Source organism: Actinoplanes xinjiangensis, assembly GCF_003148685.1.
In the GTDB taxonomy this organism is placed as follows: Bacteria; Actinomycetota; Actinomycetes; order Mycobacteriales; family Micromonosporaceae; genus Actinoplanes; species Actinoplanes xinjiangensis.
Window position 1 is genome coordinate 230,389 of record NZ_QGGR01000008.1, and the last position, 18,602, is coordinate 248,990.

20 protein-coding genes and 1 pseudogene are annotated in these 18,602 nt (G+C 71.3%); 6 read left to right on the plus strand and 15 right to left on the minus strand.

The window, feature by feature from the left end; translation table 11 throughout:
• Nucleotide 1: 1 nt before the first annotated feature.
• The 4 genes from BC793_RS20070 to BC793_RS20085 are packed head-to-tail and all read right to left on the minus strand — an operon-like array spanning nt 2 to nt 2,202.
• The gene (locus BC793_RS20070; RefSeq protein ID WP_109594399.1) at nt 2-400 is read right to left on the minus strand and encodes a DUF7144 family membrane protein; all 399 of its coding nucleotides are present in this window, start codon (nt 398-400) and stop codon (nt 2-4) included.
• Nucleotides 397-1,074, minus strand: coding sequence for a potassium channel family protein (locus BC793_RS20075; protein ID WP_239170177.1), 678 nt, complete (start codon nt 1,072-1,074; stop codon nt 397-399). Before BC793_RS20075 ends, BC793_RS20070 begins: the two co-directional genes overlap by 4 nt.
• Complete coding sequence (locus BC793_RS20080) at nt 1,064-1,291, minus strand: hypothetical protein (RefSeq protein ID WP_109594403.1); 228 nt, start codon at nt 1,289-1,291, stop codon at nt 1,064-1,066. Before BC793_RS20080 ends, BC793_RS20075 begins: the two co-directional genes overlap by 11 nt.
• 56 nt (nt 1,292-1,347) lie before the next feature.
• Entirely contained in the window at nt 1,348-2,202 is an 855-nt protein-coding gene (locus BC793_RS20085) for a M48 family metallopeptidase (protein WP_239170178.1), read from the minus strand.
• A gap of 158 nt (nt 2,203-2,360) precedes the next feature.
• On the opposite strand from BC793_RS20085, the gene BC793_RS20090 reads away from it, so the two are divergent.
• A complete protein-coding gene (locus BC793_RS20090) occupies nt 2,361-3,674 on the plus strand; it encodes a diacylglycerol/lipid kinase family protein (protein WP_109594407.1) in 1,314 nt (437 codons plus the stop codon).
• A gap of 103 nt (nt 3,675-3,777) precedes the next feature.
• Here BC793_RS20090 and BC793_RS20095 read toward each other — a convergent pair whose 3' ends face one another.
• Nucleotides 3,778-4,320, minus strand: coding sequence for a hypothetical protein (locus BC793_RS20095; protein ID WP_109594409.1), 543 nt, complete (start codon nt 4,318-4,320; stop codon nt 3,778-3,780).
• Between the two features lie 117 nt (nt 4,321-4,437).
• Here BC793_RS20095 and BC793_RS20100 point away from each other — a divergent pair, with 117 nt between their 5' ends.
• From BC793_RS20100 to BC793_RS20110, 3 genes are read left to right on the plus strand one after another with little or no spacing between them, the layout of a single operon-like run.
• Complete coding sequence (locus BC793_RS20100; protein ID WP_109594411.1) at nt 4,438-4,836, plus strand: hypothetical protein; 399 nt, start codon at nt 4,438-4,440, stop codon at nt 4,834-4,836.
• Between the two features lie 22 nt (nt 4,837-4,858).
• The gene (locus BC793_RS20105; RefSeq protein ID WP_109594413.1) at nt 4,859-5,272 is read left to right on the plus strand and encodes a DUF7144 family membrane protein; all 414 of its coding nucleotides are present in this window, start codon (nt 4,859-4,861) and stop codon (nt 5,270-5,272) included.
• Nucleotides 5,269-6,195 (plus strand): YhjD/YihY/BrkB family envelope integrity protein, encoded by a 927-nt coding sequence (locus tag BC793_RS20110; RefSeq protein WP_109594415.1) that lies wholly within the window; start codon nt 5,269-5,271, stop codon nt 6,193-6,195. The genes BC793_RS20105 and BC793_RS20110 overlap by 4 nt, the downstream gene beginning before the upstream one ends.
• A gap of 251 nt (nt 6,196-6,446) precedes the next feature.
• Here the strand turns inward: BC793_RS20110 and BC793_RS20115 are convergent, their stop codons facing one another.
• Together BC793_RS20115 and BC793_RS20120 are read right to left on the minus strand one after the other, a co-directional pair.
• Entirely contained in the window at nt 6,447-7,844 is a 1,398-nt protein-coding gene (locus BC793_RS20115) for an MFS transporter (RefSeq protein ID WP_109594417.1), read from the minus strand.
• A 10-nt stretch (nt 7,845-7,854) separates the two neighbouring features.
• Complete coding sequence (locus BC793_RS20120) at nt 7,855-8,409, minus strand: Rv1733c family protein (protein ID WP_109594419.1); 555 nt, start codon at nt 8,407-8,409, stop codon at nt 7,855-7,857.
• Between the two features lie 103 nt (nt 8,410-8,512).
• Here BC793_RS20120 and BC793_RS20125 point away from each other — a divergent pair, with 103 nt between their 5' ends.
• Nucleotides 8,513-9,001, plus strand: a complete 489-nt coding sequence (locus tag BC793_RS20125; protein WP_109594421.1) for a hypothetical protein — start codon at nt 8,513-8,515, stop codon at nt 8,999-9,001.
• On the opposite strand, the gene BC793_RS20130 is transcribed toward BC793_RS20125, so the two are convergent.
• The 7 genes from BC793_RS20130 to BC793_RS20160 all read right to left on the minus strand — a co-directional run bounded on the left by BC793_RS20130 (nt 8,998) and on the right by BC793_RS20160 (nt 17,150).
• Nucleotides 8,998-9,789 (minus strand): metallophosphoesterase family protein, encoded by a 792-nt coding sequence (locus BC793_RS20130; RefSeq protein WP_109594423.1) that lies wholly within the window; start codon nt 9,787-9,789, stop codon nt 8,998-9,000. The genes BC793_RS20125 and BC793_RS20130 overlap by 4 nt on opposite strands.
• An 85-nt stretch (nt 9,790-9,874) precedes the next feature.
• Nucleotides 9,875-10,822 carry a carbamate kinase gene (locus tag BC793_RS20135; RefSeq protein ID WP_109594425.1) on the minus strand — a complete coding sequence of 316 codons (948 nt, stop codon included), beginning with the start codon at nt 10,820-10,822 and terminating at the stop codon, nt 9,875-9,877.
• Nucleotides 10,822-11,823 (minus strand): ornithine carbamoyltransferase, encoded by a 1,002-nt coding sequence (gene argF, locus BC793_RS20140; protein WP_109594427.1) that lies wholly within the window; start codon nt 11,821-11,823, stop codon nt 10,822-10,824. The genes BC793_RS20135 and argF overlap by 1 nt, the downstream gene beginning before the upstream one ends.
• Before the next feature lie 11 nt (nt 11,824-11,834).
• Entirely contained in the window at nt 11,835-13,055 is a 1,221-nt protein-coding gene (locus tag BC793_RS20145) for an arginine deiminase (protein WP_109594429.1), read from the minus strand.
• Nucleotides 13,052-14,386 carry an amino acid permease gene (locus tag BC793_RS20150; protein ID WP_109594431.1) on the minus strand — a complete coding sequence of 445 codons (1,335 nt, stop codon included), beginning with the start codon at nt 14,384-14,386 and terminating at the stop codon, nt 13,052-13,054. Before BC793_RS20150 ends, BC793_RS20145 begins: the two co-directional genes overlap by 4 nt.
• Nucleotides 14,387-14,445: 59 nt before the next feature.
• Entirely contained in the window at nt 14,446-15,282 is an 837-nt protein-coding gene (locus BC793_RS20155) for a class II glutamine amidotransferase (RefSeq protein ID WP_109594433.1), read from the minus strand.
• Nucleotides 15,283-15,317: 35 nt separating this feature from the next.
• A complete protein-coding gene (locus BC793_RS20160; protein ID WP_109594674.1) occupies nt 15,318-17,150 on the minus strand; it encodes a phage holin family protein in 1,833 nt (610 codons plus the stop codon).
• Nucleotides 17,151-17,345: 195 nt separating this feature from the next.
• Between BC793_RS20160 and BC793_RS52825 the strand changes: the two are divergent.
• Nucleotides 17,346-17,951: pseudogene (locus BC793_RS52825) on the plus strand (YhjD/YihY/BrkB family envelope integrity protein); the annotation flags it as partial.
• Nucleotides 17,952-17,975: 24 nt separating this feature from the next.
• Here the strand turns inward: BC793_RS52825 and BC793_RS51445 are convergent.
• On the minus strand, nt 17,976-18,572 hold the full coding sequence (locus BC793_RS51445; protein ID WP_109594437.1) for an HdeD family acid-resistance protein: 597 nt from the start codon (nt 18,570-18,572) through the stop codon (nt 17,976-17,978).
• Nucleotides 18,573-18,602: the final 30 nt, after the last annotated feature.

An 18,602-nucleotide genomic window follows, 5' to 3' on the forward strand; every position in this document is an offset into this window, starting at 1 on the left:
TTCACCGGGCCTCTCGGCCGTGTACGGCCAGGGTGTGGATGACGAGCACGTCGATCGTGATGACGACGGTGCACCAGAACGGGTGGGCGGGCAGGAACAGCAGGTTGCCGAGGGCGCTGAGCGCGGCGACGCCGATGCCGATCACCCGCGCCCAGGTCTGTCCGCGGAACACGCCGACGCCGGCGGCCATCGTGAGCAGGCCGAGCGCCGAGTGGAACACGCCCCAGACGGTGTAGTCGATGTCGAATGCCAGGCCGGAGCTGGTGGTGAGGTAGTAGTCGTCGCGGATGATCGCCACGATGCCCTCGATCAGCTGAAAGCTGCCGAGCAGCATCACGATCACGCCGCTGAAGATCACCATGCCGAGCCGGTCGCCCGGCCGGGTCGTCTGTGCCGTCATGTCGGTTCTCCCGGTACGGGGGTTTCGGCCACGGGTCTCCAGGCCCGCGGCCGCCAGTTCTCCACCACCTTGGCCACGGCCGTCACCAGGAACAGCTGGCCGATCAGGGCTTCCAGGACGGCGATGGTCTGCGCCGGATTCGTGGCCGGCACCATGTCGCCGTACCCGGTGGTGGTCATCGTGACGAAGCTGAAGAACAGCGCCTGGGACAGTTGCGGGTCGCCGTCCGCACCGAACAGCGGACCCGGCTGAAGGGCCGCGACGCACGCGTAGCCGAACCCGAACGCCATGCCGATCAGCAGGTACGCGGCGAGCGCGCCGAGCATGGTCTGCAGGTCCACCCCGCGGTGCCGGCCCAGATCCCGCACGATCGAGAACGGGGCCAGCAGGTAGAGCGCGCTCGCCGCCAGGAACGTGAACCCGGTCAGCGGCGAACCGGGGACCAGCACGTCGGCTCCGGCGGCGACCAGGGCCAGCACGAAGACCGCGGCGGCGGCCAGGCGCATGCCGAGCCGGGCACCGGACACCCGCAGCGCCTGCCACACCGTCAGGGTCTGCACGAACAGCAGCACCGCGACCATCGAGCGGCTTCCGGCGAGCAGGGCCAGCACGTACGTCCCGATGATCATCACCAGGACCAGGCCGTACCCGCCTCGCCGTCGTTCAGAAACCACCCGGGCCCTCCGGGGCGGGTAGCCGGCGCACCTCGATCAGGCGCAGGCCGAGTCCGTGGATGCGGGAGATCAGACCGACCACGGCCGACTGGTCGGGCAACGAGCCGTGCAGCACGGTCTCCGGCGGCTCCACACTGACCGTCAGGTCATGCAGTTCCGCGAGCAGCTCGTCCGGGATCACCCCGGACACCCGTACCTGATATGTCGCCTCTGGCATGACTCGTCCCTCCGCTAGCGTTCCGGCCAGCCTTCAGCCGTGCCGGTGCGGGCACGTCATCCCGGAGGGATGACGGATTCCGTACCGCGCACCCGGGCGTGGAACAGGCCCAGCCGGTACAGCCGCTCCAGCCGGCGGACGGTGAACGGGTGCGACAACGGCAGCTGGGCCAGGCCCACCCAGAAGCCGCGCAGCGCCTGCCCCTGGCGGACCAACTGCTCCACATCGGTGGTGTGCTCGGTGTGCCGGCCGGAGGCGAGCAGCACCAGCCCGCTCGCGCCGAGCGGGGCCAGATGGGCGCCGTGCCGGTCGCAGGAGTACTCCCGCAGGCGGGACAGGGCCGGGCCGAGCAGCGGGATCCGCTCCGAGTAGCAGACCGACAGCTGGTACCACAGCGACACGTGGTGCAGGCGGATGTGACCCAGCTCGTGGCCGAGGATGAACCGCAGCCCGTCCCGGTTGTTCTCCCGCAGGTTCACGAACAGCTCGTTGGCCAGGACCACATAGTCGTGGCCGGTGGCCTGCGCCGCGAACGCGTTCAACGTGCCGTTGCCGTTGGCCAGGAACAGGTTCGGGCGGCGTTTGAGCCCCAGCTTGTGGGCGTAGTCGTCCATGGTGCGGTAGATGTCGCCGTACTGCTTCGGCGACAGCTCGACCGCGGTGCCACGGATCGACGCCCGCTGCGTCTCACGGATCACGATCAGGCCCGGTACCAGCAGCAGCAGACCGATGAAGGCGGACCGGATCGCGTCGGCCCAGCCGGTGTTCTCCAGCCGTTGCGGCAGGTAGGGCAGCGTGGCCGCGGCCTGGAGGATGAGCACCACGATGATCACGTTGAGGATCACCATGAACACGTAGAACGGCAGCTCGGCGGGATGCCGCAGGCCGGCCCTTCTCGATTTCGTGGACACGACGGATCTCCTGTCTCCCGGTTTGCCGGTGACCCTCCGCCGCGCCGCCACACCACGCCTCATCCCGCCGGAATGAGGACCGGTACCGGGCTGTCCCGCGACGCTGCACAGGGCCACATCGAAGGCCACCGCAGAGGTACGCGAGAAGGAGCACCGCCATGCCACAGGCATCCGTCGTCTCCCCGGCCCGGCACTGGCTGGCCCGGCTGTCGTTCGCCGCCACCACCGCCGCCGTCGTGCTGGTCCTGGCCGTCGCCGGCCTCCGCGGCAGCGTCGGGCTCCTGCTCGCCGGGGCGTTCGGCTGCGCGACCGCACTGGCCGCGGCGTGGTGGTTCCTCACCCACCGGGGGCTGTGGCGATGGCTCGCCGCCACGGTGGTGGTGCTGGCCCCGGTCGCGGTGGCGGTCGTCTACATGCGGCACCGGCTGCTCTGGGTGGTCATCGTGTTCGTGCTGCTCTGGGTGGCCGCGGTGGCGGCCGGGCGGCGGGCGCTGGCCGAACCCGGGCACGGGCCGGCGGAGGTCGTGACGGCGGCGCCGCTGCGGCCGTACCTCATCATGAATCCCCGTTCGGGCGGCGGGAAGGTCGAACGGTTCCATCTCGCCGAACGGGCCCGCGCCCTCGGCGCACACGTCTTCCTCCTGGACGGGCCGGCGGTGGACGTCGCCGAGGTGGCCCGGCGGGCGATCCGTGCCGGCGCCGACCTGCTCGGGGTGGCCGGCGGCGACGGCACCCAGGCGCTGGTCGCCGGGGTGGCCGCCGAACACGGGCTGCCGTTCCTGGTGATCTCCGCGGGCACCCGCAACCATTTCGCGCTCGACCTCGGCCTGGACCGCGACGATCCGTCGACCTGCCTGGACGCGCTCACCGACGGCGTCGAGGTCCGGGTCGACCTGGGACGGATCGGCGACCGGACGTTTGTGAACAACGCGTCGTTCGGCGCGTACGCGGCGGTCGTGCAGAGCCCCGCCTACCGCGACGACAAGGTCGGCACCACCCTCGAGATGCTGCCCGGCGCGCTGACCGGGACGAACGGGCCGCACCTGGCACTCACCGTCGACGGGGTCACCGTCACCGGGTCACAGGCCGTGCTGGTCAGCAACAATCCGTACGCGACCGGCGACATCGCCGGGCTCGGGCAGCGGCCACGCCTGGATCTCGGGGTCCTCGGTGTGCTGGCGGTGACCGTGCGCGGTGCCGCCGACGCCGCCCGGCTGGTCAGCGGCCGCGGCCGGGCCCGGTCGCTGACCGTCCGCGCCGCCACCGAGGCGATCGTCGACGCCGACGCCCCGGCCGTGCCGGTCGGCGTCGACGGCGAGGCGGTGCTGCTGCCGACGCCGGTGCGCTGCGCCATCCGGCCCGGCGTGCTGCGGGTGCGGGTGCCGCGGCAGCGCCCCGGAACCCGGCGGGCGCTGCCCGAGATGGACTGGACACGACTGCGGCGGCTGGCTCTCGCCAGCCGCCGCACGTGACCGGCTCAACGGCGGCGCACCACCCGGCGGGTGACCCGCCGTGCGGTGCGCCGGCCGGTACGCCGGGCCACCCTCCTCGATCCGAACATGATCCTCTCCTCTCCTATCGTGCGGCTCCCGCCGTCTCCAGGTCGTGCAGCGACTTGGCCTCCTCGGCCGCCAGCAGGCCGATCCCGACCAGGTCGAGCGGGCTGATGAACCCGTCACCCAGACGGAACCCGCCGGCCCGGGCGATCGCGTCACGCAGCGGCACCGCCCAGTGGTGCTCGATCAGCAGCAGCGCCGCGGCACTGTCCGGTGGGATGTCACCGAGCACGTCCCACGCCTGCGGGTCGTCGAAGACCGCGACGCCGCCCTCGGCCGCCGCTGCGCCCAGCTGCGCCCCGGCCACCGCACCGGCCTCACCGTCGATGCCGAGGCCGATCAGCGCGCCCACCTTGCTGCCGAGTTCGACGGCCTCCTCCTTGGACAGATTGCTCAGGTGCTCCACCTCCAGCCCGCCGTCCGGGTCCTTGTAGACGGCGAGGGCGTCGATCACCCGTACCGTGTCGCTCTGCCGGAGGCGCTCCAGCTCGGCGATCACCTCGCCGTGGAAGTCGGGGTGCGGGAATCCCAGCACGATCAACTGGACGGGACCGATGGACATCTCTTCCACTCCTCAGATCGGCGTCACCGACGATGCGATCCTCGGCCGGGGCGGGGTTCCAGCGCCTCATCCGGTACGGGTGAGGGGCCGGCGCTCCCCGCCGGGGACGCTCAGCGCATGAGACGACTACTCCCGTTCGCCGCGGGGCTCCTCCTGCTCACCGGATGCTCCGGGGAGCCGGCCACCCCGCAGGCCGCGGTCTGCGAGAGCTACGCGGCCGTACAGAACACCGTCGAACACATCCGGCAGACCAACGTGTCGGAGAACGGGCTGACCGCCCTCAAGCCGTACCTCACGCAGCTGCTCGACCACCTGGAGCAGTTCGTCGCCGACGCGAAGGCCCAGTTCGGGCCAGAGGCCGACACGCTGCGCGCCGCGGTCGGGCAACTGTCCGCCAGCGTCGACGTCGCCCGCGAAGACCCGGACCTGACCAACCTGGCGGCCGTCCGCGGCGACGTGGCCGACGTGCGGACCGGCGCCCAGTCCCTGCGCGCCGGCCTCCAGGAACTCTGCTGACCGCGTCCTGAAGGAGGCTGCCATGCGTGTCGAACACAGCCGGGCGACCGGGTGGGTCGCCTGGGTACTCTTCGGCGGCGTGATGCTCGTGCTGCTCGGCGCGGTCCACGTCTACGCCGGCCTGATCGCCCTGATCCGGCCCGGGATCCTCGCCGGCACCCGCTCCGATCTGCTGCTCCCGATGTCGCTCACCGCCCTGGCCTGGGCCCACGTGATCATGGGTACGGTCGCGATCGTCACCGGAGCCGGGCTGATCCGCGGTCTGCGCTGGGCCCGGTTCGCTGCCATCGTGTTCGCGGTCGTGTCGGCGCTGGTGAACTTCACGTTCGCCGCCGCCCACCCGATCTGGTCGGCCGTCGCCCTCGTCCTGGCCGTCGTCGTCGTCCACGCCACCGCCGTCCACGGCGACGAGGTGGCCGACGCCTACGGCACGTGAGCCTGCGACGGCTCGACGATCTCCAGCGACGACGGGGCCCGCTCGGCTTCGGGTATGCGGTGATCCGCAAATACCTGGACGACGACGGGCCCCGCGAAGCCGCGCTGATCACCTACTACGGGTTTCTCAGTCTCTTCCCGATGCTGCTGCTCGGGGTGGCGGCGGTCTCCCGGGTGGCGGCCGGCCGGCCCGAACTACGTCAGGAGCTGATCGCCGCGATCGTGCCGCCGGCGCTCCAGCCGGGCATCGCGTCGTCGATGGCGAGCCTGTCGGCGTCGCGCACGGCCCTGATCCTCGGTGTCATCGGCCTGGTCTTCTCCGGGACCGGGGTGGTGCTCAGCGCGTACGACACCGTCAACCACCTGGCCGCCGTGCCCATCCGCAACCGGGCCGGCATCGTCTCCCGCTATCTGCGGGCGATGGCCGCCCTGGCGGCCGTGGTCGCCGGGTCCGTCGGCATCGGCGCCGTGACCGTCGTCGCGCCGGCGCCGGTCGCCGTCCCCGGATCGTGGGCGGTGAGCTGTCTCGTCCTGCTGGCGGTGGCCCGCATCCTGCTGATGCGTCCCGCACCGCTGCGGTCGTTGTGGCCGGCCGCGGCGATCGGCGCCGTCGGCGTGGCCGGTCTGCTCGCTCTCGGCGCCACCGTCCTGCCCGGACTGGTCCGCGGCGCCGGCCGCGTCTACGGCGGTTTCGCCGGCGTCGCGGGCTTCTTCACCCTGCTCTACCTGCTCGGCAACGTTCTGGTGCTGGCCGCCGAGATCGCCGCCGTCCGCCAAGCCCGGCTGTGGCCGCGGTCCCTCGACCCGTCCCGCCCCACCGCAGCCGACGCCCGGGCCATGTCCCTGCTGGCCCGGGAACAGGAACGCCTGCCCGCCGCCCGCATCGACTACCTGCTCCACACCCCGCCCGGACCAGCCCCGTGACGGCCGGCCGTCACCGCCCCGTGGCGGCTGGTCGTCACCGCCCCGTGGCGGCTGGTCGTCACCGTTGTCTCACGGCGCCTGAGACAACGGTGACGACCAGCCAGACCTAACCCGGCCGCGTGACGGCTGGCCGGACCCGGCCGCGTGACGGCTGGCCGTCACCGCTGTCTCACGGCGCCTGAGACGACGGTGACGACCAGCCAGACCTGACCCGGCCGCCGCGTGACGGCCGGCCGGAGCGGACCGGTGGGCTATGCGGGGCGGGTTCGCGGGAGGAACCAGGCGGCGGCCAGGCCGATCAGTCCGGCGGCGGCCACCGCGAGCATCGCCGACAGGTAGGCCCGGTTCGGGTCGGCGCTGTCGACCCCGGCCACCAGGATGGTGCCGGCCACCGCCGCGCCCAGCGAGGAGCCCAGGTTGGAGATGCTGCGGGACAGCCCGGAGATCTCGCCCTGAAGGTCCTCGCCGAAGCTGGACTGCACCACGTTGACCGACGGGGTGAGCATGCAGCCCAGCCCGAGACCGATGATGAACAGGCCCGGCACCAACGACCAGATGCTGTCCCCCGCACCGCCCACACCCAGCAGCAGGGCGATGCCGGCGACGGTGACGGCGAACCCGGCGATGATCAGCGTGCGCTGGGGGCGGCGGCGGGCCATGCGTTCGGCGAACAGCGACGACAGCAGGACACCGACGGTGGTGGCGGTGAAGACGGCGCCGGTCTCGATGGCGTTGTAACCCTTGACCACCTGAAGGTACGTGGACACCACGAAGGACGTGCCCATGACCATGAGCCACTGCATGTTCTGCGTCACCAGGCCCAGGTTGGAGGCCCGGTTGCGGAACAGCGAGGTGGACAGCAGCGGCTCACGGCCGGCCTTCTCCTTGGCGCGGACCGACACGAAGAACCAGATCAGCACCAGGACACCGGCGACGATGAGACCGGCCGTGAGCCTCAGGTCGTCGTCGGCGGCCAGGATGCCGAGCACGATCAGGATGAGGCCGGTGGCGGACAGGACCGCGCCGCCGACGTCGAAGGGCAGGGCGTGGTCGGCGGGCAGCGGGTCCTTCACGGCGCGCCGGGCGAGCAGGACGATCGACACGACGATCAGCGCCTGGAGGACGAAGGCGGCGCGCCAGCTCACGGCGTACGCGATGAAACCGCCGAGCAGCGGCCCGGCGACCGCCCCGATGCCGCCCATGGCGCTGATCGCCCCGAAGGCGCGGGCACGGGAGCCGATGTCCCCGAAGAGCAGGGTGGTGAGGATGTACACGGGCGGGATGAGCAGCGCCGTCCCCACGCCCTCGAGGATCGAGTAGCCGACGATCAGCACACCGAGGTTGGGTGCGAGGGCGCTGATCAGGGCGCCCGTACCGAAGAGCAGCAGGCCCAGCTGGAGGCACCACTTCCGGCCGAGGATGTCGGTGAGTTTGCCGCCGGGGATCATCAGCGCCGCCATCACCAGCAGGAACAGGGTGATCGTCAGCTGCACGCCCTGGACCGTGGTGTTCAGGTCCGCGCTGATGTCGGTGATCATCACGTTCATGTTCGAGCCGGCGAAGCTGCAGATGAACTGGGCCAGCGCGAAGGCGATCAGCGCGCGCCGCAGCCCGACCGGGAAGCGCCCGGTCGTGGTCCGTTCCACCATCGTGCGTCTCCTATGAGTAGGGGCGTTGATCGCGGCTCCACCGGGGACCGATGTCGCTCCATGCCCGCTGCCACTCCCGCGCCCGGTAGCGGTCGAGCAGCGCCATCCCGATGCGGCGCAGACCGTTGGCGGCGGCGGCCGCGGTCGCGACGACCACGATCGCGACGAGGGCCGCCTTGCCGACGGGGTTACGGTCGCCGGGTTCGGTACGCAGATCGCCCCCGGTGTTGACCCAGACCCGTATCTCGTCGCCGGGCTGGATGCCGGGACCGACGGTGATCGGGCCGGTACGCCGGGTTCCGTTCGGCGCGGTCCAGGCGGCGGGAGCGGTGTACGGCGTGACCCACTGCTCGACCGGGGTGTCGTCGAGCCGGGCCGTCACCTCGCGCAGGTTGTCCCGTTCCCAGGCGATCGCCCGCTGGTCGGCGTCGTAGCTGGCGCCCGCCGCCCACCAGGCCAGCACCGGCGAACCGAGCAGGAAGATCGAGAACAGGCCGACCAGCATCACCAGCTCGAGCCGGTCCGAGCCGCGCCACAGGGGGTTCTTCTTCTTGCGGACGAACATGCTCGAAGGATCGTTCGCGGCGCGGCGCAGCGGTTCATCCCCGCCGGATGAGGAGCAGGCGCGACGCCTCGGCGAGGCTCGAGTCCGGGACGGGGAGGTGGGCATGTCGATCTGGCTTCGGCTGCGGCACGAGACCGAGGAGGCCACCGCCTCCGGCATCTACGGACTGATCGTCGGCGCGGCCGTGCTGGTGGCGTCGCACGCGGCGACCGCATGGCGCACGACGATCGTGGTCCTGGCGACGCTGACCATCTACTGGCTGGCCGAGCGGTACGCCCGGATCGTCGCCGAACGCATCCACGAGGGCCACCGCCCGACCTGGCACACCGTACGGCGGCAGCTGAGCAGCGGCTGGGAGATGGTGACGGCCAGCGGCCTGCCGTTGCTGATGCTGGTACTGGCCCGGCTCGGGGGCGCCTCGCTGGAGACGGCCGAGATCATCTCACTGGCGTGCACGACCGGCCTGCTGTGCGGCGCCGGCTGGTGGATCGGCGCGGACGGGCGCCTGCACCCCCTGGAGCGCCTGGTCTCCACGCTGACGGCGGGTGCGTTCGGTGCCGCCCTCATCCTGCTGAAGACGGTCCTGCACTAGAGTCCGGCCGCACCGCCCGGCGCCGGTGGTCTGCGCCGCCCTACGACATTCTCCGTCAGCCGGCCGGTCCGCCAGCCGTCCGGGCCCAGCATGCGTTCGCGGACCACGACCTGACCGGTGCCGACGCTGATCAGGCTCCACGAGCAGCCGGTGCCGCGCAGGCGCCGGCTGGTGGCGGTGCCGGCGACGACGAAGACCGTGCCCGCGCGGGTCCGCACGTCCGGGACGTGGGTGTGCCCGGCCAGCACCAGGTCGACCCGGGCGGCGCGGACGGCGTCGAGCAGCCGGTCCCGGCCGATCAGCGCGGCGGTTCCGGTGGCCAGCGGCGGATGGTGCAGCGCGAGCACCCGGACGTCGCCGGTGGGCGCGGCGCCGAGGACCCGGACGACGTCGCCGGCCTGCCGCGCGCTGACGCGCCCGTTCTTCCACCGCCAGCGCGGCATCGAGGTCAACCCCAGGGCGGTCACGGCACCGGCGCGGCGGACCGGTTGCGGGTCGGCGTCGATCCAGCATTTCCAGCGACGGTACGGCCGAACGACCCGCCGCCACGACGCAAGAGGCAGGTCGTGGTTCCCGGTGACGGCGAGGACCGGCCCGGGTAGCCGCCCGAGCAGGTCCCGTGCCTGCCGGAACTCGGACTCCCGGGCCCGCATGGTGAGGTCGCCGGTGACGACGACGAGGTCCGGCCGGGCCGCCGTCACGTCCGCCACGATGCTGTCCACCGCGTACCCGTAGTGGGCGCCGATGTGCAGGTCGGAGAGGTGCGCGACGACGGCCGGCCGGTTCATGGAGGTGCCGGCCCGGCCCGGCGGCGCCCGGACCGGGCCGGCGTGGCGAGCGGCGCTGCACCGCTCGCCGGTGGGGTGGTCGCACTCACCGGGGCGGGCGCAGGTCGTTCGGGCCGCCGTAATCGCCGCCCGGGGTCACGACCGTGCCGGCCTTTCCGGCGAGGATCGCGGCGGCGTCCTCCAGGGCGCCGATCGCTGCCAGATCGCCGGTGAGTTCGACGAAACGGCAGACCGCCTCCACCTTCGGCCCCATCGAGCCGGCCGGGAATCGTTCGCGGCGCAGCTCGGCGGGGGTGGATCTGGTGATCGGCTGCGGGTCCGGTCCCCCGAACCCGCGGATCACCGCGGATACATCGGTGAGCAGCAGCAACGCGTCGGCCTCGAGGGCTTCGGCGAGCACCGCGGTGGCCAGGTCCTTGTCGACGACGGCTTCGACGCCGGTGAGCCGGCCGTTGTCGTCGCGGATGACCGGGATCCCGCCGCCGCCGGCGCAGACCACGATGGTGCCGGTGCCGAGCAGTTGACGGATGATGCGGGTCTCGACGATGCGCTGGGGTTGCGGTGACGGGACGACCCGCCGCCACCGGGCGCCGTCGGGGGCGACGGTCCACCCGCGTTCGGCGGCGAACCGGCGGGCGGTCCCCTCGTCGTAGACGGCGCCGACGAACTTCGACGGCGCCCCGAAGGCCGGGTCGGCGGCCGACACCAGGGTCTGGTCCAGGACGGCGGCGACCTGCCGGCCCGGCAGCGCGTTCTGGAGGGCCTGGAGCAGCCAGTACCCGATCATGCCCTGGGTCTGCGCGCCGAGGACGTCGAACGGGTACGGGACGGCCAGGGCCGGGTCGGCGGCGCTCTGCAGGGCGAGCATCCCCACCTGGGGCCCGTTGCCGTGGGTGACGACCACCTCGTGTTCGGCGGCGAGCGGGGCGAGGGCGGCGACCGCACGCAGGGCGTTGGCCCGCTGGATGGCGGCGTCGGGTCGCTGCCCGCGTTCGAGAAGGGCGTTGCCACCGATGGCGATGACGAGGCGCATCAGGACCCCAGGGTGGCGACCATGATGGCCTTGATGGTGTGCATCCGGTTCTCGGCCTGGTCGAACACGATCGAGTACGGCGACTCGAACACCTCGTCGGTGATCTCCAGCGATTCCATCCCGGTGTGCTCGAAGATCTCCTGGCCGACCTTGGTGTTGCGGTCGTGGAAGGCCGGCAGGCAGTGCATGACCTTGACCGCCGGGTTCCCGGTGGCCCGGACCGCGCCCATGTTCACCTGGTACGGCTTGAGCAGCCGGATCCGCTCGTCCCAGGCGGCCTTGGGCTCGCCCATGGACAGCCACACGTCGGTGTAGAGGAAGTCGGCACCGCTGACGCCCTCGGCCACGTCCTGGGTGTGGGTGATCCGGGCGCCGGTGGTCTCGGCGATGCTCTGCGCCGCTTTGATCACCTCATCCGGGTTCCAGCGGGACTGCGGCGCCACCATGCGTACGTCCATGCCCATCATGGCGCCGCCGATGAGCAGCGAGTTGGCCACGTTGTTGTGCGCGTCGCCGAGGTACGCGAACGCGACCTCGCTGTCGTGTTTGACGGTGTGCTCGCGCATGGTGAGGATGTCGCAGAGGGTCTGGGTGGGGTGCCATTCGTCGCTGAGCCCGTTCCACACCGGCACGCCCGAGTAGCGGGCCAGCGTGTCCACGTTCTCCTGGCCGAAACCGCGGTACTCCAGAGCGTCGTAGAAGCGGCCGAGCACCCGCGCGGTGTCCTTCACCGACTCCTTGTGGCCGAGCTGGGTGCTGCCCGGGTCGAGGAAGGTGACGTGCGCACCCTGGTCGTGGGCGGCGACCTCGAAGGCGCAGCGGGTCCGGGTCGACGTCTTCTCGAAGATCACCGCGATGTTCTTGCCGACGATGCGCGGGACCTCGGTTCCGGCGTACTTGGCGGTCTTGAGCTCCGCGGCGAGTTTCAGCAGGAACTTCCACTCCGCCGGCGTGAAGTCGAGCTCCTTGAGGAAGCTACGGTTGCGCAGGTTGAACGACATGACAGGTCCTCTCAGGCAGCGTCGCGTTCGATCGGGCAGGTCATGCAGCGGGGCCCACCCCGGCCCCGGCCGAGCTCACCGCCGGCGATGGTGATCACTTCGATGCCCTGCCGGCGCAGGTACGTGTTGGTGGTGACGTTGCGCTCGTAACCGACGATCACGCCCGGCTCGACGGCCAGGAAGTTGTTGCCGTCGTCCCACTGCTCGCGCTGGGCGGCCCGGATGTCCTCGTTGGTCTCCAGCACCTGGACCTTGTCGACACCCAGGGTCTCGGCGATGGTCGCGAACAGGTCGGCGTTGCGGATCACCTTGAGCCCGTCGGGATCCTCGTCGGGCAGCACCGTCCACGACCGCAGTGACTGCTGGAGGTACGGGTACAGCACGAAGGTGTCCCGGTCGATCATCGTCATGACCGTGTCCAGGTGCATCATGGCGTGCGAGTGCGGCAGCTCGATGGCGATCACCTTGGTCGCCGCCCCGGCCGCGAACAGGCTGCGGGCCAGGTTCTCCACCCCCATCGCGGTGGACCGTTCACCCAGCCCGACCATGATCGCGCCGTTGCCCAGCACGTGGATGTCGCCGCCTTCCAGGGTGGCCGGCTGGTGCGGCTCGTCGTCGCCGCCGTACCAGACGGTGAAGTCGGAGAGGTTGAACATCGGGTGGAACCGGTAGATGGCCGCGCTGTGCACCGACTCGCGCAGCCGGGCCGGCATGGCCATCGGGTTGATGCTGACCCCGCCGTAGATCCACGCCGAGTTGTCCCGCTGGAACAGGTGGTTGGGCAGCGGCCTGAGCACGAAGTCGTCGGCGCCGAGCAGTTCCCAGCGCAGGCTGTTGACGGTGAACCCGGCCAGCTCGTTCTTGAGGACACCGCCGATCAGGTAGTCGGCGAGCTTGTCGCTCTCGGCCTGTTCGGCGAGGCGGCGCAGCGGCCCGGCCAGGGTCGGGCCGACGGTGTCGTCGGTGACGATCCGGTCCAGCACCCAGTTGCGGGCGGACGGGATGTCGAGCACGTCGGCGAGCAGCCGCGCGAAGTAGTGCACCTTGACTCCACGCTCGCGCAGGACCTCGGCGAACGCGTCGTGTTCCTCGCGGGCCCGCTTGGCCCACAGGATGTCGTCGAAGAGCAGGTCGCGGACGTTGTCGGGGGTGAGGCGGCTGAGTTCGACACCGGGGCGGTGCAGGATCACCTGCCGCAGCCGGCCGGTCTCGGAGTCGACGTGAAAGCTCATATGGTTCTCCTCTTACGCATGGACACGTAGACGGGTATGCCGATCAGCCCTGCGGCTCCGGCCATCAGGAACGGGCCCCAGACGACGAACCAGTCGTCGCCGGAGTTGCGCGAGTACCAGATGAAGAGGATCGAGAAGATCAGCGCGACGACGGCGACGATCAGGTCCGCCACGCCACCCTCCCGGCGCCATTTGATCTTGGCGAGGGCGGAGAAGGCGTACGGGATCGCGGCCGTGATGCCACTCATCAGCACCAGCGTGTTGAAGACGGTGGCGCCGCTGGCCCCGGCGTAGCTGATCACCATCGCGACGGTGGCGAACAGGCTGGAGGCGACGATGCCGGCGGCCGGGACCCCGCGCTTGGACAGCCTGCCGAACAGTGCCGGGAACAGGCCGTCCTTCGCCGCGGCGAGCGGCATCTCGGCGCAGATCATGGTCCAGCCGTTGAGCGCGCCGAAGCCGGAGACGATGACGGCGAGCGCCACCAGGTCACCGGCCCAGTCGCCGCCGGCCATCATGTTCGCGGCCACCGAGTAGGAGGCCTTGTTGGCGTCCTGGGCCAGCTCCGACGTCGGCACGATCCCGAAGACGGCGACCATCGAGAGCAGATAGACGACGGCGGCGCCGAGCGTGCCGATCACGGTGGCCCGTGGCACGTTGCGGCCCGGGTCGCGGACCTTGGCGGCGGCCACCGCGGCGCACTCCACCCCGAGGTAGCTGAACAGGCAGATGGCCATCGCGCTGCCGATCGCCTTGACGTCGGTCTCACCGCTGACATTGGCCGGGCTGTAGTTGGCGGTGCTGATGAAGAACAGCCCGACCGTCGACATGATCAGCAGCGGGATGAACTTCACGATCGTGGTCCAGAACTGGACGATGCCCATGTTCTTCACGCCGGTCAGGTTGACCAGCGCGGGCAGCCAGATGCCGAACAGGGCGATCACGATCGACCAGATGGTCACGCCGCCCTTGTTGACGAAATGCTCGACGTAGTAGACCCAGCCGGTCACGATCGCCGCGTTGCCGGCCCACGCGGTGATCCAGTACGACCAGGCGTTGGCGAAGCCGACCCCGTCGCCGAACGCGGCGCGGGCGTAGGCGTACGGGCCGCCGTCGGCGGGCATCCGCTTCGACAGTGACGCGAACATCACGGCCAGGGCGACCGCGCCGACCGTGGTGAGCGCCATCGCGACGATGCTGATCGGGCCGATCGAGGCCAGCGAGTAGGGCAGGTTGAAGATCCCGACGCCGATGATGGTGCCGAGGATCAGCGCGGTGGCCTGCGGCAGGCCGAGAGAGCGTTTCTCGGTCGCCTTGTCCAGGTCGGTCATGGCCGCAGCCTTTCCGGGAGGGGTTCCGGGCCGCATCACTCCGGCCGGATGAACGGGTGTCAGGGCATCGCCGGCTCGAACCGGCCCAGCACGTCGGTGCCTTTCTGGATCACGCCGTAGCTGGATTCGGGCACCGGTTGCCACGCGCCCGCCAGGTCCCCGAGCGGCTCGGAGACGACCAGCCGGGTCTCCTCCGACAGCCCCCGCAGACTCGCCTGCTCCGGGTAGAGGTGCCGCAGCGCCGACATCTCGGTGCTGTAGAACAGCGAGCGGCTGCGCCCCTCACTCGAATAGCGGAAACACCAGGTCCGGTCACCGTCGGTGGTGGCCACGGTCATCTGCAACGGATCGGGTACGCCGTACGCGCGGCCCACCGACTCGACCAGTCCGGCCATCCGTTCGACGGCGGCCACCGGCCGGTCGCGCAGCCCGTACGTGAGCGCCAGGTGGAACATCACCTCCGAGTCGGTGGAGCCGGTCATCGACGGGTACAGGTCGGGGTCGACGGCGAGGACCAGGTCGCGCCGCAGCCGGGCGAACTCCCGGATCGACCCGTTGTGCACCCAGAGCCAGTCGGCGTACCGGAAGGGATGGCAGTTGGTCTGTTGCACCGGCGTACCGGTGCTGGCCCGGATGTGGGCGAGGAACAGCGGCGAGACCGTGGAGCGGGCGATCTCGCGCAGGTTCGCGTCGCTCCACGCCGGTCCGGTGCCGCGATAGACGGCGGGTTCACCACCGCCGCCGTCGAGGTACCAGCCGACGCCGAAGCCGTCACCGTTCGTCGTCTCCACCCCGAGACGCGAGTGCTGACTCTGGTCGATCAGCGAGTGACGGGGCCGGTAGAGCAGTTCTTCGAGCCGGATCGGCGACCCGGAATACGCAATCCAGCGACACATGGCGTCATGGTGGTCATCCCGCGGCCCGCGAGGGCTCACCCCCGGCGGATGAGCGATCGGGGGGTACGGCAGCCGGTCTGTTCCAGCCAGCCGCACAGCACCCGGTACACGGCGTCGGCACCGGTCAGCGGTCCGGGTACGGCGAAGTCGCGGGGGTGGATGAGGACCGGCCGTTCCTGGGCCCCGCCCAGGCCGCCGTGACAGCCGATCAACTCCTCGAACGCGGCGACCTCACCCGCGACCGGATCCCACAGACTGTTGATCACCAGGTCGCCGGTGTGGTCCAGGCTGTCGTGGCGGCGCAGGTCGTCGGCGGCGTGCGGCCCGAATCCGGCCAGCGGATCGGCGCCGTCGACGTGGTCGTCGCGCAGCCGGCGCCGCCCGTCCCGGCCGAGTACCACCGGCCCGTCCCGCCCGGACCGGACCATCACCCACCCGATCCCGGGATGCCCGGTGAGGGCCGGCAGCAGCTGGGGAAACCGCTGCTCCAGTTCCTCGACGGTGGCCCGCCCCGGCAACCGCGGGAAGTACACCAGAGCCAGATTGCCGCCGGCCGCCACGACGAGGTCCTCGCCGGGCAGTTCCCCGGCGAGCAGGTCCTCCAGGGTCAGACCGTAGCGCTGCCGGAAGGTGGCACCCTGGCTCTGCCCGTGATCGGAGAGCACCACGAAGCGGTACGGCCGGGGTGCCGCCGCCGCGACCTCCTCCAGGACGGCCAGCACCCCGTCGATGCCGTCGAGGGAGGCCAGCGCCTCCGGACGGGCCGGACCGGCGTGGTGGGCGATCTCGTCGTAGTCGACGAGATCGCAGAAGACCGTGGGCGCGCCGCGCATGATCTGCTCGGCGATCACGGTCAGGTTGAGGTTGCGCAGCAGCACGTTGGTGGCGCCGCGCAGCAGTACGTAACGCCAGTCCCGGTGCATTCTCGGTTCCACCTGGCGCAGCCGCTGCCGGCGGGCCTGATGCAGCTCCTTGACGATCTCGCCGGCGGCGAGCACCAGCGAGCGGGTCAGGCCGAACGGGTCGAGCAGGTACGCGCTCAGGTAGCGGGCCGGCCCGGGCCGGCGCCCCCGCAGGGTGCTCATCGTGAACAGCGAGGTGGACGCGTCGCCGGAGAACACGTTGCTCACGCTCACACCGCCGTCGGCGAGCAGGCCGCGGCCGTCGGACAGGCGGGACTCGACGAGGGCGCTGTCAGCCGGATGATTCGTCACGACGAGGCGGCCGGCCGGCTTCTCGTACCAGCGGAATGCCGGAACCCGATCGCTCGCGCCGTGCAGGAGCCCGGCCTGGCTGGCCGGCGTCGTCGCCGGCATCCGGGCGTGCCACTTGGTGAGCGTGTGGCTGCCGGAGCGCAGCCACCGTCCGATGGTCGGCAGGTTGCCCGCCTCGATCGCCCACCGGGCCAGCGGCGCGGACAGCCCGTCGATCTGGATCATGATGACGCCGGGCACGGTGGTCGGTGGCACACTGCGCCGGAAACGCCGGTTGACCCGCAGCAGATGTCTGGTCGCGACGCCCTGCTGTCCCGCGGTGACCAGCCACAACCCGATGGTCATCAGGATCGCGCCGAGCCATGACGCCCAGAACGCCGGCCAGAACCCGTCGACGTGGATCCCCGGAGTCACCTGGAGCGCGACCCAGACCAGCAGGCTCTGGACGACGATCCAGCCGGCCACCACGCCGGGCCAGCCGATCGCCGACAGCAGGGTCACCAGCAGCGGCCGGAGCACCGCCGCGAACACGCCCAGGACGATCGCGACGGCCGGCACCGCCCAGGGGCCGTCGGCGGTGATGCCGGGCAGCAGTCCGATGACGACACCCGTCACCACCGCGCCGACGACGACGGTCACCAGTGCGCGCATCATGCGCGCCAGTGTCGGTTCGTGCCGCCGCCCGCACGCCATCCCCGCCGGATGATGCCCGGCCGCGGACCGGCCGCCGACCATGGCGGCATGACCTCACCGACCGGGAAGATTCTGGGCGCCGTCCCGCGGCGGCTGCGCGCGCCGGTCGTCACCGTGCTCAACGAACTCCTGCGGGTGCAGATCTTCGACCGGTCGATGACACTCGCCGCGCAGGCGTTCACCTCGGTGTTCCCGCTGCTCATCATGTTGAGCGCGCTGGTCGGCGGTGGCTCGCGCCGGCATCTGGACGAGCTGGTGCGCCTGCCCGACGCCGGCGCCCGGCTGCTCGACGACGCGCTCGACGGCAGCCACAGCAACGCGTTCGGCCTGGTGGGCGGGTTGATCGTGATCCTGTCGGCGACCGGGCTGGCGCGGGCGCTGGCCCGGTCGTACCGGACGGTGTGGCAGGTGCCGGGCCGCCGGGCCGGGGCGGCGGCCACCGGATGGCAGATCGGCACGGTGCTGATGCTGGTCGGCTTCCTGGTCGTGATCCGGTTGCTCAGCAGCCTGACCGGGCTGCTGCCGGCGCCCCGGGCCGGGCAGGTGGTGGTGACCGCGCTCGCCGACCTGGCGCTGGCCGTGCTGCTGCCCCGGATCCTGCTCGGCCCGGTGGTGCGGTGGTCGAAGCTGCTGCTGGCCGGCGCCCTGTTCGCCGCGGCCATGGTCGGTGTCCGGGCCGGTGGCGCGCTCTATCTGCCGCGGGCCCTGGAGTCCAGCACCGAACGGTACGGGACGATCGGGCTGGCGTTCACCTACATCGGCTGGCTGTACGTGCTGTCGTTCTGCCTACTGCTGACCGCGGTCCTCGCCGGTGTGCTGCAGGTGCCGGATCAGGAACGCCAGGATCACCTCACACAGCCCGACGAGCAGGCTGCCGATGCCGGTCAGCACGACGAGGGTGGCGAGCGAGAGGTTCGGCAGGACGACGAAGGCGACCCCGAGCAGCATCGTCAGCACGCCCACGATCACCAGCGCGGGCCGTAGCGGACCGTGCTGGGCGACCCCGGCCAGCAGCAGCGCGAGTCCGCTGAGGATCCAGGTGGTCCCGAAGACGATCGCCAGGACGAGCAGGCCGGTGACCAGGTTGCGCAGGCAGGCCAGCCCGGCGACCAGCACGATGATGCCGATGACACCGGACAGGACGTGCCCGGCGACGCTGCGGCCGGTCGGCAGGAAGGCCGCGACGATCCGGGCCAGACCGCCGGCGACCAGCCAGATGCCGGTGAGGATCGCCATCGCCTTCAGCGAGATGTCCGGCCAGATCAGGACGGTGAGTCCCAGGGCCACCGCGAACAGGCCGGTGACCAGCAGCGTCCACCACGGGAACGGCTGCGTGCGGAGTTCGGTGGCCGCGTCGGGCCACCGCGGTGCGGTGTCGGTCATGCGGTCAGGCTGGGCGACCCCGGGTGGCCG

Bases quoted from the DNA above. Each gene is read 5' to 3' on its own strand.
- BC793_RS20070 (WP_109594399.1), bottom strand. From the start codon at position 400: ATGACGGCACAGACGACCCGGCCGGGCGACCGGCTCGGCATGGTGATC.
- BC793_RS20080 (WP_109594403.1), bottom strand. From the start codon at position 1,291: ATGCCAGAGGCGACATATCAGGTACGGGTGTCCGGGGTGATCCCGGAC.
- BC793_RS20090 (WP_109594407.1), top strand. From the start codon at position 2,361: ATGCCACAGGCATCCGTCGTCTCCCCGGCCCGGCACTGGCTGGCCCGG.
- BC793_RS20095 (WP_109594409.1), bottom strand. From the start codon at position 4,320: ATGTCCATCGGTCCCGTCCAGTTGATCGTGCTGGGATTCCCGCACCCC.
- BC793_RS20100 (WP_109594411.1), top strand. From the start codon at position 4,438: ATGAGACGACTACTCCCGTTCGCCGCGGGGCTCCTCCTGCTCACCGGA.
- BC793_RS20105 (WP_109594413.1), top strand. From the start codon at position 4,859: ATGCGTGTCGAACACAGCCGGGCGACCGGGTGGGTCGCCTGGGTACTC.
- BC793_RS20115 (WP_109594417.1), bottom strand. From the start codon at position 7,844: ATGGTGGAACGGACCACGACCGGGCGCTTCCCGGTCGGGCTGCGGCGC.
- BC793_RS20120 (WP_109594419.1), bottom strand. From the start codon at position 8,409: ATGTTCGTCCGCAAGAAGAAGAACCCCCTGTGGCGCGGCTCGGACCGG.
- BC793_RS20125 (WP_109594421.1), top strand. From the start codon at position 8,513: ATGTCGATCTGGCTTCGGCTGCGGCACGAGACCGAGGAGGCCACCGCC.
- BC793_RS20130 (WP_109594423.1), bottom strand. From the start codon at position 9,789: ATGAACCGGCCGGCCGTCGTCGCGCACCTCTCCGACCTGCACATCGGC.
- BC793_RS20135 (WP_109594425.1), bottom strand. From the start codon at position 10,822: ATGCGCCTCGTCATCGCCATCGGTGGCAACGCCCTTCTCGAACGCGGG.
- argF (WP_109594427.1), bottom strand. From the start codon at position 11,823: ATGTCGTTCAACCTGCGCAACCGTAGCTTCCTCAAGGAGCTCGACTTC.
- BC793_RS20145 (WP_109594429.1), bottom strand. From the start codon at position 13,055: ATGAGCTTTCACGTCGACTCCGAGACCGGCCGGCTGCGGCAGGTGATC.
- BC793_RS20150 (WP_109594431.1), bottom strand. From the start codon at position 14,386: ATGACCGACCTGGACAAGGCGACCGAGAAACGCTCTCTCGGCCTGCCG.
- BC793_RS20155 (WP_109594433.1), bottom strand. From the start codon at position 15,282: ATGTGTCGCTGGATTGCGTATTCCGGGTCGCCGATCCGGCTCGAAGAA.
- BC793_RS20160 (WP_109594674.1), bottom strand. From the start codon at position 17,150: ATGATGCGCGCACTGGTGACCGTCGTCGTCGGCGCGGTGGTGACGGGT.
- BC793_RS51445 (WP_109594437.1), bottom strand. From the start codon at position 18,572: ATGACCGACACCGCACCGCGGTGGCCCGACGCGGCCACCGAACTCCGC.